This is a genomic window from Vreelandella venusta, from assembly GCF_007989605.1.
GTDB lineage: Bacteria > Pseudomonadota > Gammaproteobacteria > Pseudomonadales > Halomonadaceae > Vreelandella > Vreelandella venusta.
The window spans coordinates 282,468-296,031 of the sequence record NZ_BJUL01000002.1 but is presented as its reverse complement, the minus strand read 5'-3'; the positions used below and the strand labels follow the sequence as shown (position 1 = coordinate 296,031).

The following is a 13,564-nucleotide window of genomic DNA, read 5'->3' as shown; positions in this document are numbered from 1 at the left end:
GAGGGGTGAGAGGTGAGTCGTAAGGTGAGAGGAGTAACAATCACTTCTCACACATCACTATTCACCACTTACCCTTCAAACAATGGGGGTATGCACGGTCACGAGCTTGGTGCCGTCTGGAAAGGTAGCCTCTACTTGAACCTCATCAACCATTTCCGCCACACCCTCCATGACGTCATCACGGCTAAGGATTTCACGGCCGTAGCTCATTAAGTCGGCGACACTTCGGCCGTCACGGGCACCCTCGATAATTTCAAAGCTGATCAGCGCGACGGCTTCGGGGTAGTTAAGCTTTAGGCCACGTGCTTTGCGACGCTCGGCAAGCTGGGCGGCAGAAAACAGCAGCAGCTTATCTTTGTCTCGCGGGGTCAATTCCATGGGGGCTCCATTGGCTCAATCAGTGGCAGCGCTCAACAGCAACGTCAGTGCAGGATTTAGAGCAACGCTCCCCGACTATCGAAACCGAGCACGCCTATTTGAAGCAATGCAGCGCAACCGCCGTACCAAAATGGTGAATATAAAAAATAGTTATTATTATTCAATAGCTTGAAAAATATCGACTTTCTCTTATTCGCACCAAAAATGCACCATGCTAATCAGCCAGACCCTTCCTCGCACCAAAGAAGTGCAATTAAAACGCCCTACTTAGCATTAACTATCAAATAGTAATAAAACCTATTACTATTTATATGCGTCATTTAAATAAGGCTTTTTTTGAGCCTCTATTTCTACACCAGGTTGAGACACACCACGTGACCATCAGCACCCGCTATACAGTTGATCATTTTTTGGGCTACGGACGCCGATACAGTATCGATTACCGCTTTCCCATTGCTTCCAACACTGCCTGTACGCCGAAAACATCAATCGCCCAAGGGCGTGTAGAAGAAGTTAGCCTAGCCGCTGGTGTGGAGCTTTTTATTTCCGACTTGGACGTACTGCGCCCCTATCAATCATTCTCTAAGGGCAATACCGACCTGCTGATTGTGGTGATGTTAGAGGGCTGCGCACATTTCGATATTGATGGCCAAAAGCGCTGGATAACGGCCGGGGAAGCTTGCTGGCTAAGACTAGATACAGGTTTAACGCTCAGCGCTTTTCATCCTGCTAATCAACGGCTTCGCACGCTATGCCTATCGCTCGACGCACCAGCTATGCAGGCTTGGTACGGTTCTTACATCTCATCGACTGCCCCCCATGTCTGGCAACTCAGTCCTGGATTACAGCTCACCATTGATGAAGCGTGCTGTGCTTCCAGTAGCGCTGAGTCGCAGCGTATGCGCTTTCAAGGGCTGGCACTGCAAATCATCGCCCAGGGGCTGGACTGCCGTTCCCCCTATACGACTGAAAGTGGCGCACTGTATCGACAGCGCTTGGCGCTAGTACGCCGCTGGCTGGATGAAGAGCCGTCGTTTGACCACACGCTGCAACTCTTAGCGGATCGCGCGGCTATGAGCCCAAGTACGTTAATGCGGCATTTCAAGATGGCTTACGGCCTAGCGCCTATCGACTATTTGCGAAAACGCCGGCTTGCGTTAGCCCGCGAGCTGCTGCTGAGCGGCCACAGCGTTCAACAAGCGGCACATTTAAGTGGCTACCGTCATGCCAGCAACTTTATTACTGCATTCAAGAAAAACTACGGCATTTCACCGGGTGCTTTGACAGAAAGTTCCCTTGAGCGCTCCTGAAACGATGCGGCTGACGTTTGCGCATAATCAATTGCGCGGCGGGCATAACCGCTCGCCCGGCATAAGTGGAATAATTCTCATTATAAAACATTAACTATTGGCAACATCCACTTTGGAAAACCGCTCCATGCCATTTTTATATCGATCAACATGCACTGCGCTTATTCTTGCCTACCCTTTGCTTGCCTTTGCTGAAGCTCCTGACGAAACACTGGATGATGTGTTAGTGACCGGTGAGCGCCTCAGCACCAGCAGTGAAGGCACTCAACGCTATACAGTTCCCGCCAGCCGCAGTGCGGTCGGGCTGTCATTAACACCGCGCGAGACGCCCCAATCCACAAGTGTTATTACTCGCCAGCAGATCGACGACCGTGCGGCACAGTCAGGCGGTGATGTTTTAGCTCAAGTGCCCGGCGTTTCGCCAAGCCGAGCTGACAGTAACCGGATTAGCTATGCCGCACGTGGTTTCTCAATCCGTAGCGTGCAGTTTGACGGGCTAAGCATTCCGCTCAGCGGTTTTTGGAATTTTGGCGATATCGACTGGGATGCGGCGATTTATGACCGTGTTGAAGTGGTGCGCGGGGCAACCGGTTTATTGACCGGCGCTGGCGAACCTTCGGCAAGCGTTAACTTTATTCGCAAACGCCCGTTGTCCGAAGCGGCTGCCTCTGTTTCCGCAGGCCTCGGCCGTTGGGATCGGCGCCGCGTCACCGCGGATGTGTCTGTCCCATTAAGCAGCGATGGCACGACAGGGGCCCGCTTTGTCGTCGCCAAAGACCAGAACGATAGTTTTATCTCTCATCTCGAAGATGACCATGAGACGCTTTACGGTGTTATCAGTAGCGAGCTTACCCCCGCGACTCAATTAACCGTAGGGGTTGAATATCAGCACAACGAGACGCTCGGCGCGGGGGCCAGTGTCCCGGCTTTTTATGCTGACGGCAGCCGAACGGAGTTTGACCGCAGCGCCTCTAACAACACCGACTGGTCAACGTTTTACAACGAGACCACTCGCGTGTTCGCTGATCTTAGCCACCAACTGGATAACGGCTGGACGTTACGCGCCGCCGTTAGTCATAACGATGGTAACTATGGCCTAGAGTACCTTTATCGCGGCGGCTTCCCAGACAGGGAAACTGGCCTTGGTATGTCCAGCTCTTTCTTAAATTACCGCGGCAACCGCACTCAACAAACCGTGAACGTGACGGCCGAAGGTGATTTCAGCTTATTTGGCCGCCAGCACGAGCTGGGCTTTGGCTGGATGCATAACGAAGATGACTTCGAGATAAAGCTGGCCACGCCAGTTGGTACACCGCCTTCCGTGGGCAGTTACTTTAATTGGCGAGACAGCGTGGTGGCTAAACCCCAATGGGGGCAGTTCAACAGCTCAGATAATATGCAGGTAACGCAAAGCGGCGGCTTTATGGTGTCGCGCTTTTCGTTGAGTGATCCGCTTAATCTTATTCTCGGTGCACGCCTGAGCGACTGGGAATTGGATCAGACTTATTATGGATCTGAGCGGCAGTACCGATATAGCAACGAAATAACGCCTTATGCAGGCATTATCTACGATATTAATGACTACGCCTCTGTTTACGCGAGTTATACCGAGATTTTCCAGTCTCAGAATGCCCGCCGTGAGGATGGCTCTCTGCTTGATCCTATTCAGGGCCGCAGCTATGAACTGGGGGCTAAGGCAACCCTTCTGAACGGCCACTTGGATAGCAGCATTGCACTGTTTAGAACGGAGCAAAACGGTGTGGCAGAAGCCATTCCGGGTGTTGATGTGATCGGCCAGCCGGGTACGTCCGCCCACCGCAGCGTTGATGGTAATCAGGTCAATGGCGTTGAAGTCGAATTGATTGGCGAAGTGGCCTCAGGCTGGAATTTAAGCGCCAGCTACACACTAGCCAATGCAGAAAGCTCCGACGGCGAGCGGACTAACACAACCCATCCACGCCAACAGGTCAAACTGTTTACCACTTACCAACTACCGGGTGCATGGAGTGGCTTAACACTGGGCGGCGGGGCTCGTTGGCAAAGCGATATTTGGCGGAACACATCTAGTCCCAATGGCCAAGTTAAGGTTGGGCAAGACGCTTACGCCGTTGCTGATCTGATGGCACGCTACCGCTTCAACGATCAATTGAGCGCGCAGTTGAACATCAACAACGTGTTTGACAAGGACTACTACGAGCAAATTGGTTTCTACAGCCAGTACTGGCTTGGCGAATCTCGTAGTGCCGTTATGTCGATCAACTGGGATTGGTGAGAAGCTGATGCTGTTACGCTCATTAATCACCCTGTTAATTGCGGCTGCCCCCATGACGGGGGCAGTGGCTGATACCGATCGGTTTCCCGTTGTCATCCCAAGCCCACTGGGAACAGCCACCATTGAAGAGCCACCTCAGCGCGTCGTTACCCTTGGCGTTGGTGCTGATGATATTGCCATTTCACTTGGCGTGGTGCCGGTCGGGGTCAGCCGTGCGGAGTGGGGCGGCGATGAAGATGGCTATTGGCCATGGGTACGAGACGCTCTAGAAGCACAGGCAATGCCGCTCCCCACCACGATTACCCAATACCCCGAACTGGATGTTGAAGCACTGCTCGCGCTGGAGCCGGATGTCATTCTGGCACCTTCCAGTGGTGTTCCAGACGCTATTTATGATCTGCTGTCGCCACTGGTGCCCATTGTCGCTTACCCTGAGCGTCCTTACCTCACCTCTGTTGATGAGCAGATTGAACGTATTGCACAAGCGCTTGGCGTGCCGGAACAAGGCGCTGCCTTAATACGTCATCTCGACACATCGCTGAGGACTGCAGGCGAGTCTTATCCAAGTCTTGCGGACACCACTTTTGCCTATGTGCGGCCCGACCCAGCCTCCGGAAACGTCTCTGTGTATTTAGCAGACGACCCTCGCGTTGGCACACTGACAGGCCTTGGACTTCACTTGTCACCAACGGTTGAAGGCCTTTCTCCAAGCGGTAATCACTTTGCGCACTACCTAGGGTTTGAACATCTGCCCATGCTCGAAGATGTCGATTTAGTGGTCTCTTGGTATCACAGCGCAGAGCAGCGCGATAGAGTCGCTGAGCTACCGCTGTTTGCCTCATTGCCAGCCATTTCAGATGGCCGCTATCTGGCGCTGACCGATCAGCCATTAATCGTGGCTAGCTCTGCTGGTTCGCCACTAGCGACTCAATGGATGATCGAGCGGCTCTTGCCACGCCTTGCCGAGGCAGCAGAACAGCGATGAATGCTGAAGCGGGTATGGAGAACGGCCTATTTCCCTCTTTACGGCAACGAACACGCTGGCTGGTTGGGCTAATGGGGGCGGTACTGCTGTTTGGCTGGATCAATCTCTCAGTCGGAGCAGAACACCTCTCCCCTTATCAAGTATGGCGGGCACTTCAAGCGCTAGACACTAGCTACGCCAACGACTTAGTGGAAGCTCGCCTGTCACGCACACTGCTCGCTATCGCCACCGGCGCGGCACTTGCTGTCGCCGGTACACTGCTACAAAATTTAACTCGCAACCCGCTAGCCGAGCCTGGGCTGCTGGGCATCAATGCAGGCGCAGCCGCATCTCTGGTAACCGCTGGCTTGGTGCTTGGCTCGCTGCCTGCAGGCGCTTTTTGGTTAGCGCTACCTGGCGCGCTTTGCGTGGCTGTTTTAGTCGGCGTTCAGAGCGCTTACCGCCAGCATGACCCAGCACATCTGCTGCTGTTAGGGGCGGCGCTTAACGCCGTTCTCTTTGCCTACGTACAAGCCGTTACCCTTACCCACCCCGCCTTATTTGCTAACTATCGCTTCTGGATCGTTGGGTCCATCAATGGGCATACGTTAGATGAGGCTCAGCGACTATTGGGCTGGATAACGGTCGGACTAGGGCTGTCGTTTATCCTCCCGCGCTTTTTGCACGTCCTGCAAATGGGTGACGGCGTGACCAAAGCGCTGGGGCTGAATGCGGGTTGTTTGAGGCTGGCGGTGCTTAGCGGTAGCGCGCTGCTAGCGGCGATTTCAACCGCCACGGTGGGCCCTATCGCCTTTGTGGGCTTAGCCGTGCCTTTATTGGCCAAAAAAATTGCCGGTCATTACGTTTATTGGCAACTTGCCATCGCCCTAGTGATGGGCCCCCTTATGATGATCGTGGCAGACCTGCTCGCCCGCCTTTTGCTAAGCCCTGCTGAAATCATGACAGGGATCCTGACAGCGCTGCTAGGCGCGCCATTTCTGTTAGTCGCTGTGCGCATTAACCAGCGCGGTGTGTGAGTTATGATGAAACGCTTTAATACGTTACTGCCAGCCTCCCGTCTTTTACTCCCCTGGCGTTTGCCGCCCTGTCTTTTGCCACCCCGTGCTTTAGCCCCCTACGTGTTGGCCAGTATCGTCGCTTTAGGACTATTACTGGGTTCTCTCATGCTAGGAAGCCAAGGGCTTAGCAAGGAAGCGCTTGGGCACCTTATCCAAGGTAATGCGACACCGTTTGAACAGTGGCAGGCGTTTACGCTGCGCTTACCACGGGCATTCGTCGCGCTGTGTGCTGGCTTTGCGCTGGGTGTATCGGGCGCTCTGTTTCAAGGCATCACCCGCAACCCGTTAGGCAGTCCCGATATTATCGGCCTTACTGCCAGCGCTAGCCTGGGAGCACTGCTGGCAAGCAGCTGGTTGGTGGGCATTATGTCTACCACGACAGGAGCCGCACTAGGTGCGATCATCGGCACACTGGCGGTCTATAGCGGCTCTGGGCGTGGTTTTCGCCACCCCTCTTCAATGATTATTGCTGGCATCGCTATCAATGCCTTGGCTCTAGCAGGTGTGCAGCTAAATTTGACCTGGCTGGGTCAAGAGCAAGCGCGAGACGCGATGATTTGGCTTAGCGGTAGCGTAGCAGGACGCCAGTGGCACGATCTTTGGCCAATGCTTGGCCTGTGTTTGCTGTTACTGCCCGGTGTTGTGCTGATAGCTCCCCGGCTGCGTCTGATGGCGCTTGGCGACCCCGTCGCCAAAAGCCTCGGCGTTAATCTGGCAGCCTCACGCTTATTAAGTGCCTTAATGGGGGCTTTTCTAGCAGGTGGCGCGGTCGCGACGGTAGGGCCGATTGCGTTTGTGTCACTTGCCGCCCCCCAGTTGGCGTTACGCCTGTGGCGAAAACCGGGACCTCTCCCCTTAGCAGCGGGCGTAGTTGGAGCCCTGCTCCTGTTAGCGGCAGACTTAGCGGCTCAGTACTCATTACCGTCTGGGGCGTTACCCGTCGGGGTTTTAACAGCCGGGCTGGGCGGCGTCTATTTGGTTTATTTATTAAATCGCCAGCGGCGGGGATAACTACCGCTGCTGGAGAAAGCGCTCAAACATCGCCAAACCAAGAAATACCACTCCCGCCGAGATACTTAGACAGCCCAACCATAGCGTTATTGCCAGCCCAGTGCTCCAGGTTTCCATCGCCAACCAAAGCGGCCAACCGAGTATCGCGCCGCCCGCCCAGAGCCAAGGTTTTTGTTGAGCAGGCTTAAGGCCACAACGGCGTCGGTGGCGGCTATCCGACAGCGCAATTAAGGCAAAGCCCAGCGTACCGAGTGCTAGCAGCGTGATCAGCATCATGACGCCACCTGAATAGGTGGCACACGCGGAAGCGTTTTTTTAGCGGCTCGCCTCATCTGCCAGACGATGATCAGCGCGCTGACCAAGCAGATCAGGTCAACGCTGACACGCTGCCAATTACCTGCGGTCAGCTCACCTAGAACACGATAGGAAGGCACCAAGAGATTAAGTATTGGCAGGCACAGCAACAAGATAACGATCAGAATTAACTGCTCCCGCCACGCCTGCGAGGCCGAGCGTCTTAAGGCAGCGTGTAGCAGCGCCAGTAGCCAGGCGGCAAAGAAAAAATGGATTTCCCATTGGGCGCGCCCACTAAGCGCCACCGGTAAAAGTCGATTGCTGGCGAAAAAGGCCAATACGGCAATCGGCATGCCAGCCAACGTGGCTATATTAAGCCGCTCGACACACCACATCCCCACTACGCCGCCCTTCTTATGCTTACGCTTTGACGTCCACAGCAGTAGCCCAGTTGCCACCATGCCACACCCAGCAGCCCCTAACGCAAAATAGATCCAGCGCATGCCCCAGTCGGCAAAACGGCCGGCATGTAACCCCACCATAATGCCATGTGCTTGTTCATCAATGCGTTGCGGCTGAGTCTCTGCTAACAATGCGCCCGAACTGGCCGCATAGATACGTTGTGGGCGGTGCGCGGATAATGCCTCGTGGGTACTTTGCCAAACCACGGCACGCGCACCTGCATCCCCCGGGTGGCTAATCCTTAAGGACTGCACCGGCTTCTGCCAATGCGCTTCAGCATCACCGACCATTTCGCTAAGGGCATATAACGCTGCAGGCTGCCCCGTAGCCGGGCCGGAGAGTGGAAAGGCATGCAGCTCACTGGTCGCTTGGCGACGCGCGTCAGCATCGGGAAACGCGCGCTCTACTCCCCAAGGCATATAGAGCGACATGAGTGTTATCAAGCCGGTGTAGGTAATCATTAACTGAAAAGGTAGCGCTAACACCGAAAATGCATTGTGCGCATCAAGCCAACTGCGCGCGCCCTTTTGGGGCCGGAAAGCAAAAAAGTCGCGCAGGATTTTTTTATGGGTTATCACGCCGCTAATGATTGCCACGAACATCATCATGGTGGCGATACCAACGATCCAGCGGCCATAGATGGCGGGCAGATGATGTAATTGGAAATGGAATCGATAGAAAAAATCCCCCCCACGCGTTTCTCGCGGGGTAACCAACGTCAGAGTGGTTGGGTCAAGTATTGATCGCTCTCTCCCATCCTGCCCAAACCAGACAGCTGTCGAAACAGCCTCGCGCTCATTAGGGAAGGTGATCTGCCAGCTTCTCGCTGAGGAAGCATGTTCAGTAAGATAGTGCTGCCAGTAATCCGCCAGGCGTCGATTGTCCCACTCAGCATTCGCGGCGGCACTCGGAAGTTCGGGCTGCATCCACAACGAGATACTCTCTTTGAAGTAACTCAGAGTGCCCGTCAGAAAAACGGCGAATAGCAGCCAAGCAGCCAACAAGCCGCACCATGTGTGCAGCTGAGCCATATTACGCCTCACGCTGCGCTTAGTGGACGCCATAGTTAGCCACCACTAGAAGGCCGCCAATGGCTAGACCGATAGCCCCCCAAAGACGTATCAAACTCGGCGTGATAAACGACCAGATCGCCACGCCCGCCCAAATAATGAAGCTTCCCATCATGCCGATACGCAGAGACATCATTGTATCTAGCGGTAAGCCAAGCGCTGCCACCGAGAACAGTGCAGCAACGATATAGCCGCCAAGCGTCGCGGCCAGGATGCGTAAGATCAGCAGCCAATAGGAAGAGGATAAGACGTTGAGCAGCATGGTGCATCTCGGTGCAGGTCACAGACCACCACTTTAATGCAAAAGGTTTTCATTTGCATTAGTGCAAATAACTTATTTAGCACCTGCTGCACAACGTTTAGGTTAACCAAATGCGCGGTGTGTGGGCGACACGCGCGATCCAGTGCGGGCGCAGTACATGCCACGCCTGCTCACACAGCGCCCAGGCTTCATTGCGTGAGTTTCCGAGATAACGTAATAACAGCACGCCCTGGCGAAGGGTAACCGCCCAGCGCGGGTTATCCGGCAGCGCTTCGCGTAGCTCATCAATCGCCACACCGGCATTTTCTAAGCCCACCGCCCATAGCGTGGCTTGCACCGTGGCGCCCCCCTGCCCCCAGCGCCCGTTAAAACGCGGATGTGCAGGATCCAACGGTTGGCGTTCAAGCCACAGCGGCTTGCCATCTAGGGTTAAACGAAAGTGCTGCTCAATACGGCCTGTTACATAGGGAAGTTCACTGGCGGGGCGACCCAGCGCCATGATTTCCCAGCCCAGGCAACGGGCACTGCCATGCAACGCAATATGCGTTCGCTGAGCGCCTTTGGAGCCATCAAAGGCGATCGTTTCTTGAGGAAGCCACTCAAGGATGCCGCCATCTTCCACGTTAAGCTCAGTCTGTTGGTTCCAGGCAACGCCCTGACTGTCAGCTTTATAAAGCTTGTTAGCCGCAGGCGTGGTGAGCAGCGCATGGGCATCACGCTCGATGTGGGCGCGAATCGTCAGGGCATCGCCACTGACTAAACCACCGGGTGGATGCAGCACGTACACATGGCAAGCTTCCGTGCTGCCTTCTGGGTAAAACGGCCGCTGTACTCGTAGCGGCCCTTGGTGACGAGCCTGCACCAATCGGGTTGTGCCCTCACGGTTAGCAAAACGTAGCGCCAGCGATGCCGCCCAGTGGCGTTCGCCATCAAAGCGATGGCCTGAGCTAACGGCAGGTGTCGCAAGTTCACACAGAGTCATGGCGCTATCGCTTCCAGTTGGTCAATATTTCAACTTGAAATGCAAGGAGTGCGCCAAAATGGTGAAAAACCACGTTTCTTTGTCGACACAATAACTTAAGCCTTGAGATTGTTAGCCAATAACGGTCTTGAGCACCAAAAAAGAGCGTCAAAATGGATAAGCGCACCACGTTGGAGCAACCTTCAACGCTGTTAGAAGAAGGCCAAAGCCTTGTTAACCTTGGCTGGGACCGCTTCTTCGCCAACCACTAAATGGTAAGCGCTGGGGACTGTATCGTTGCTAAACTGATACGCACATAGTCATCAGCAGAGTTCAATAATGACACGCACCCATCACCCTTCCCCTACCTTCCAGTTGCGCTTAGCGTTAAACCACGACGTGGTAATTGGCCCTGGTAAGGCTGACCTGTTGGAAATGATTGATCAAACCGGCTCAATTTCTGCGGCGGGCCGCGCGCTGAACATGAGTTATAAAAAAGCCTGGCAACTGCTCGAAACTATGAACGGCTACTTTTTATCACCGCTGGTAGTCACAAGTTCCGGTGGAAATGCACGAGGTGGAGCACACCTAACAGAGATTGGAAAACAAGTACTTACCCACTATCGAGCACTGGAAAAGCAATTTGTGATGGCAACGCCTGACGATGCCAAAGCACTGCTAGCGCTTCTGTCACCTTTTGATGATGCCGAGCGCGACAATGATTGATCGCCATCCAGCCACGCGTTATTTGTCATTGAACACGCGCTAAGTATTCGCTAATCTCCGCTATATCCATGTGGAAATAGCGGAATAAAACGATGCTTAACTTCGGTGTGAACAATCGCCTGCTTGCCAGCGTTATTCTATTTAGCCTTCCGACGGCATCAGCGCTCGCGAGCGACAATGTGCACGTTGCAGCCGCTGCGTCGCTGACCGATGCGCTAAACGATGCCATTGCGGTTTATGAAACACATAATGACGTTGATGTGACCGCGATTTATGCTTCGTCGTCTACCCTTGCTCGACAAATCGCCAGCGGCAGTCCCGCGCAGCTATTTCTTTCCGCAAATGTGACGTGGATGGATTGGCTTGAAGATCAGCATATCAATGTGCAGCAACGTAGGGATTTACTGCAAAATCGATTGGCGCTTGTTAGTGCCAGCGATAGCGTGCCAATGCAGTTCACCCCGGGGGAAGGCATCGCTATTGAAACGCTATTAGGCGAGCGCGACCGACTGTCCGTGGGAGACCCAGACCATGTACCGGCCGGTATCTATACCCAGCAAGCACTGGAGACACTGGGCGAATGGGAAGCTCTAGCGCCGCGCCTAGCCCGTGGCAGTGATGTGCGCGCTGCATTAGCGCTGGTAGAGCGTGAAGAAACACCCATCGGTGTGGTGTATCAAACGGATGCTTTTGCCAGCAAGGCCGTCAGGGTACTTGGGTTATTCCCAGCCGCCAGCCACGACCCCATTACGTACCCCATCGCCCTGATTGATGCCGAGCAAAACGCTGCTGCCGTGGCGCTACGAGAGTGGCTAGCCAGTGAAGAAGCCCTCGCTATCTTTGCCGAGCACGGCTTTGACACAAGCATCAGTGCACCGTGACGCTTTCTCCAGCGGAGTGGGAGGCTATTCGCCTAAGCTTACTGATCGGCTTAGCGGCGGTTGCATGGATATTGCCCCCAGGCATTGCCGTCGCTTGGTGGCTAGCCCGCTATCATTTTCGCGGGAAAGCATTGGTCAATGGTTTGATACACTTGCCACTGGTTCTGCCGCCCGTGGTTGTGGGATATCTACTGTTAATTGGCTTGGGCAGGCAAGGGATGTTTGGTCAATGGCTTTACAGCAACTTAGGCGTATCATTGCCATTTACTTGGCAAGGGGCAGCCGTTGCTAGCGGCGTAATGGCGTTTCCGTTACTGGTGAGGGCTCTGCGTTTATCCCTTGAGGCTGTTGACCCCAAACTCGAAGCGGCTGCCAGCACGCTAGGCGCTAGTCGCTGGCGGGTATTCACTACCATCACATTGCCGCTGGCGATCCCCGGCCTGCTAACAGGTACCGTGCTGGCTTTTGCTCGCGCGCTTTCCGAGTTCGGTGCCACTATCACTTTCGCCTCTAATATCCCTGGTGAAACGCGCACCTTACCCCTAGCACTCTATACGCTAATTCAGACACCCGGTCAGGAAGCCGCTGCGGCACGGCTATGTTTTCTCGCCATCATTATTGCCCTGCTCTCGTTAATTGCCTCTGAATGGCTAGCGCGCCGCACCCAACAGCGTTTACAGGAACGTGATGCCTACTAACCCAACGTCCCCCGACGCCTCTTCCCATTCATCGCTATCGCTCTCTGTTGAACAGCGTCTTGGTAACTTCCAGCTGCAAGCATCGCTCACGCTGCCCGCTAGCGGTGTGACCGGTATTTTTGGCAGATCAGGAAGCGGCAAAACCAGCCTACTGCGCATTATTGCAGGCTTGGACAAACCCGACGTAGGCAAACTGCAGCTCGGCGACCAGGTGCTACTAGACACCCAACAGCGCCAGAATGTACCCGCCCATCAACGGCGCATTGGCGTTGTGTTCCAGGAGGCGCGTCTTTTTCCTCATTACCGAGTGCGAGGCAACCTCACCTACGGCATGCCTAAACGAGCAACTCACCGCTTCGATGAGATTGTCGAATTGCTTGGCATCGGGCATTTACTTGAGCGGATACCAGGCACGCTTTCGGGCGGCGAAGCTCGCCGAGTCGCCATAGGCAGGGCACTACTGAGCGATCCTCAGCTACTGCTAATGGATGAACCACTCTCCGGATTGGATGGGCCACGTAAGCAAGAGCTGTTGCGCTTCATTGCGCGACTGACTCGCCAAGTTCAAATCCCGGTGATTTACGTCAGCCACGACCCCGAAGAGATCTCTGCAATTGCTGATCATCTCGTACTGATGAAAGCTGGGCGCGTTATCGCTAGCGATCCATTGCATGATCTTTTGCAGCGCTTTGATTTAACCGAGGAGCTGGGAGGGTTCGATGCCGCCTCGATTATCGAAGGTCGAGTTGTCGAACATGACGATGTATACCAGCTAACCCATCTTGCGCTTGATAAGTGTCACCAATTAATAATACCGGGTATATCAGCGCCTATCGGCAGCCGTTTGCGCGTACGTATCTTTGCACGGGATATTGCCTTGGCACTCTCACCGACAAAGGACACCAGCTACCGTAATCAACTCGCGGCTACTATTAAAAAAATGGAAACGTTGCCCACCAGCCCACACTCGGTGGAGCTGCTGTTGAGCCTTGGTTCTATTCACCTTAGATCACGCTTAACTCGCAAGTCCTCAGATGAAATGAAACTCGCTGTAGGTAAGCAGGTGACAGCGCTAGTGCGCAGTGTATCGATCTTGCATTACTAATACACAACGTCGGAGCTATGAATTGATTTAGCACTCGTTTTATCCGACGCCAATAGCCCCTACGTGTCAATTGACCGCACCGCCCTCACAT

General features: G+C 54.4%; 14 protein-coding genes. 9 read left to right on the top strand and 5 right to left on the bottom strand.

Going from position 1 to position 13,564, the window contains the following annotated elements; all coding sequences use genetic code 11:
* Nucleotides 1-75: 75 nt before the first annotated feature.
* Entirely contained in the window at nt 76-378 is a 303-nt protein-coding gene (locus HVE01_RS03580; RefSeq protein WP_009098441.1) for an urease subunit gamma, read from the bottom strand.
* 374 nt (nt 379-752) lie between these two features.
* Here HVE01_RS03580 and HVE01_RS03575 point away from each other — a divergent pair, with 374 nt between their 5' ends.
* From HVE01_RS03575 to HVE01_RS03555, 5 genes are all read left to right on the top strand, one after another.
* Entirely contained in the window at nt 753-1,688 is a 936-nt protein-coding gene (locus HVE01_RS03575; protein WP_186808798.1) for a helix-turn-helix domain-containing protein, read from the top strand.
* A gap of 127 nt (nt 1,689-1,815) precedes the next feature.
* Nucleotides 1,816-3,960, top strand: coding sequence for a TonB-dependent alcaligin siderophore receptor FauA (gene fauA, locus HVE01_RS03570; RefSeq protein ID WP_146942414.1), 2,145 nt, complete (start codon nt 1,816-1,818; stop codon nt 3,958-3,960).
* Nucleotides 3,961-3,967: 7 nt separating this feature from the next.
* Nucleotides 3,968-4,945, top strand: a complete 978-nt coding sequence (locus HVE01_RS03565; RefSeq protein ID WP_146942412.1) for an iron-siderophore ABC transporter substrate-binding protein — start codon at nt 3,968-3,970, stop codon at nt 4,943-4,945.
* Nucleotides 4,942-5,961 carry a FecCD family ABC transporter permease gene (locus tag HVE01_RS03560; protein ID WP_146942521.1) on the top strand — a complete coding sequence of 340 codons (1,020 nt, stop codon included), beginning with the start codon at nt 4,942-4,944 and terminating at the stop codon, nt 5,959-5,961. Before HVE01_RS03565 ends, HVE01_RS03560 begins: the two co-directional genes overlap by 4 nt.
* Before the next feature lie 3 nt (nt 5,962-5,964).
* The gene (locus HVE01_RS03555; protein ID WP_146942408.1) at nt 5,965-7,014 is read left to right on the top strand and encodes a FecCD family ABC transporter permease; all 1,050 of its coding nucleotides are present in this window, start codon (nt 5,965-5,967) and stop codon (nt 7,012-7,014) included.
* Here HVE01_RS03555 and HVE01_RS03550 read toward each other — a convergent pair whose 3' ends face one another.
* From HVE01_RS03550 to HVE01_RS03535, 4 genes are all read right to left on the bottom strand, one after another.
* Entirely contained in the window at nt 7,015-7,290 is a 276-nt protein-coding gene (locus HVE01_RS03550; RefSeq protein ID WP_125752704.1) for a DUF3325 family protein, read from the bottom strand.
* On the bottom strand, nt 7,287-8,801 hold the full coding sequence (locus HVE01_RS03545; RefSeq protein ID WP_186808797.1) for a PepSY-associated TM helix domain-containing protein: 1,515 nt from the start codon (nt 8,799-8,801) through the stop codon (nt 7,287-7,289). The genes HVE01_RS03550 and HVE01_RS03545 overlap by 4 nt, the downstream gene beginning before the upstream one ends.
* 19 nt (nt 8,802-8,820) lie before the next feature.
* Nucleotides 8,821-9,102: a DUF3649 domain-containing protein gene (locus HVE01_RS03540; RefSeq protein WP_146942404.1), complete on the bottom strand. Its 282-nt coding sequence runs from the start codon at nt 9,100-9,102 to the stop codon at nt 8,821-8,823.
* 97 nt (nt 9,103-9,199) lie between these two features.
* Nucleotides 9,200-10,084, bottom strand: a complete 885-nt coding sequence (locus HVE01_RS03535) for an urease accessory protein UreD (RefSeq protein WP_146942402.1) — start codon at nt 10,082-10,084, stop codon at nt 9,200-9,202.
* Nucleotides 10,085-10,402: 318 nt separating this feature from the next.
* On the opposite strand from HVE01_RS03535, the gene HVE01_RS03530 reads away from it, so the two are divergent.
* From HVE01_RS03530 to modC, 4 genes are all read left to right on the top strand, one after another.
* On the top strand, nt 10,403-10,789 hold the full coding sequence (locus tag HVE01_RS03530) for a winged helix-turn-helix domain-containing protein (protein ID WP_146942400.1): 387 nt from the start codon (nt 10,403-10,405) through the stop codon (nt 10,787-10,789).
* A 92-nt stretch (nt 10,790-10,881) separates the two neighbouring features.
* The gene (gene modA, locus HVE01_RS03525) at nt 10,882-11,670 is read left to right on the top strand and encodes a molybdate ABC transporter substrate-binding protein (protein ID WP_146942398.1); all 789 of its coding nucleotides are present in this window, start codon (nt 10,882-10,884) and stop codon (nt 11,668-11,670) included.
* The gene (gene modB / locus HVE01_RS03520; protein WP_146942396.1) at nt 11,667-12,368 is read left to right on the top strand and encodes a molybdate ABC transporter permease subunit; all 702 of its coding nucleotides are present in this window, start codon (nt 11,667-11,669) and stop codon (nt 12,366-12,368) included. Before modA ends, modB begins: the two co-directional genes overlap by 4 nt.
* Nucleotides 12,358-13,473, top strand: a complete 1,116-nt coding sequence (gene modC, locus HVE01_RS03515; protein WP_125752726.1) for a molybdenum ABC transporter ATP-binding protein — start codon at nt 12,358-12,360, stop codon at nt 13,471-13,473. Before modB ends, modC begins: the two co-directional genes overlap by 11 nt.
* Nucleotides 13,474-13,564 lie beyond the last annotated feature (91 nt).

Excerpts from the sequence above, each read along its gene's own strand:
- HVE01_RS03580 (WP_009098441.1), bottom strand. The coding sequence starts at position 378 with ATGGAATTGACCCCGCGAGACAAAGATAAGCTGCTGCTGTTTTCTGCC.
- fauA (WP_146942414.1), top strand. The coding sequence starts at position 1,816 with ATGCCATTTTTATATCGATCAACATGCACTGCGCTTATTCTTGCCTAC.
- HVE01_RS03565 (WP_146942412.1), top strand. The coding sequence starts at position 3,968 with ATGCTGTTACGCTCATTAATCACCCTGTTAATTGCGGCTGCCCCCATG.
- HVE01_RS03560 (WP_146942521.1), top strand. The coding sequence starts at position 4,942 with ATGAATGCTGAAGCGGGTATGGAGAACGGCCTATTTCCCTCTTTACGG.
- HVE01_RS03555 (WP_146942408.1), top strand. The coding sequence starts at position 5,965 with ATGATGAAACGCTTTAATACGTTACTGCCAGCCTCCCGTCTTTTACTC.
- HVE01_RS03550 (WP_125752704.1), bottom strand. The coding sequence starts at position 7,290 with ATGATGCTGATCACGCTGCTAGCACTCGGTACGCTGGGCTTTGCCTTA.
- HVE01_RS03545 (WP_186808797.1), bottom strand. The coding sequence starts at position 8,801 with ATGGCTCAGCTGCACACATGGTGCGGCTTGTTGGCTGCTTGGCTGCTA.
- HVE01_RS03540 (WP_146942404.1), bottom strand. The coding sequence starts at position 9,102 with ATGCTGCTCAACGTCTTATCCTCTTCCTATTGGCTGCTGATCTTACGC.
- HVE01_RS03535 (WP_146942402.1), bottom strand. The coding sequence starts at position 10,084 with ATGACTCTGTGTGAACTTGCGACACCTGCCGTTAGCTCAGGCCATCGC.
- HVE01_RS03530 (WP_146942400.1), top strand. The coding sequence starts at position 10,403 with ATGACACGCACCCATCACCCTTCCCCTACCTTCCAGTTGCGCTTAGCG.
- modA (WP_146942398.1), top strand. The coding sequence starts at position 10,882 with ATGCTTAACTTCGGTGTGAACAATCGCCTGCTTGCCAGCGTTATTCTA.
- modC (WP_125752726.1), top strand. The coding sequence starts at position 12,358 with ATGCCTACTAACCCAACGTCCCCCGACGCCTCTTCCCATTCATCGCTA.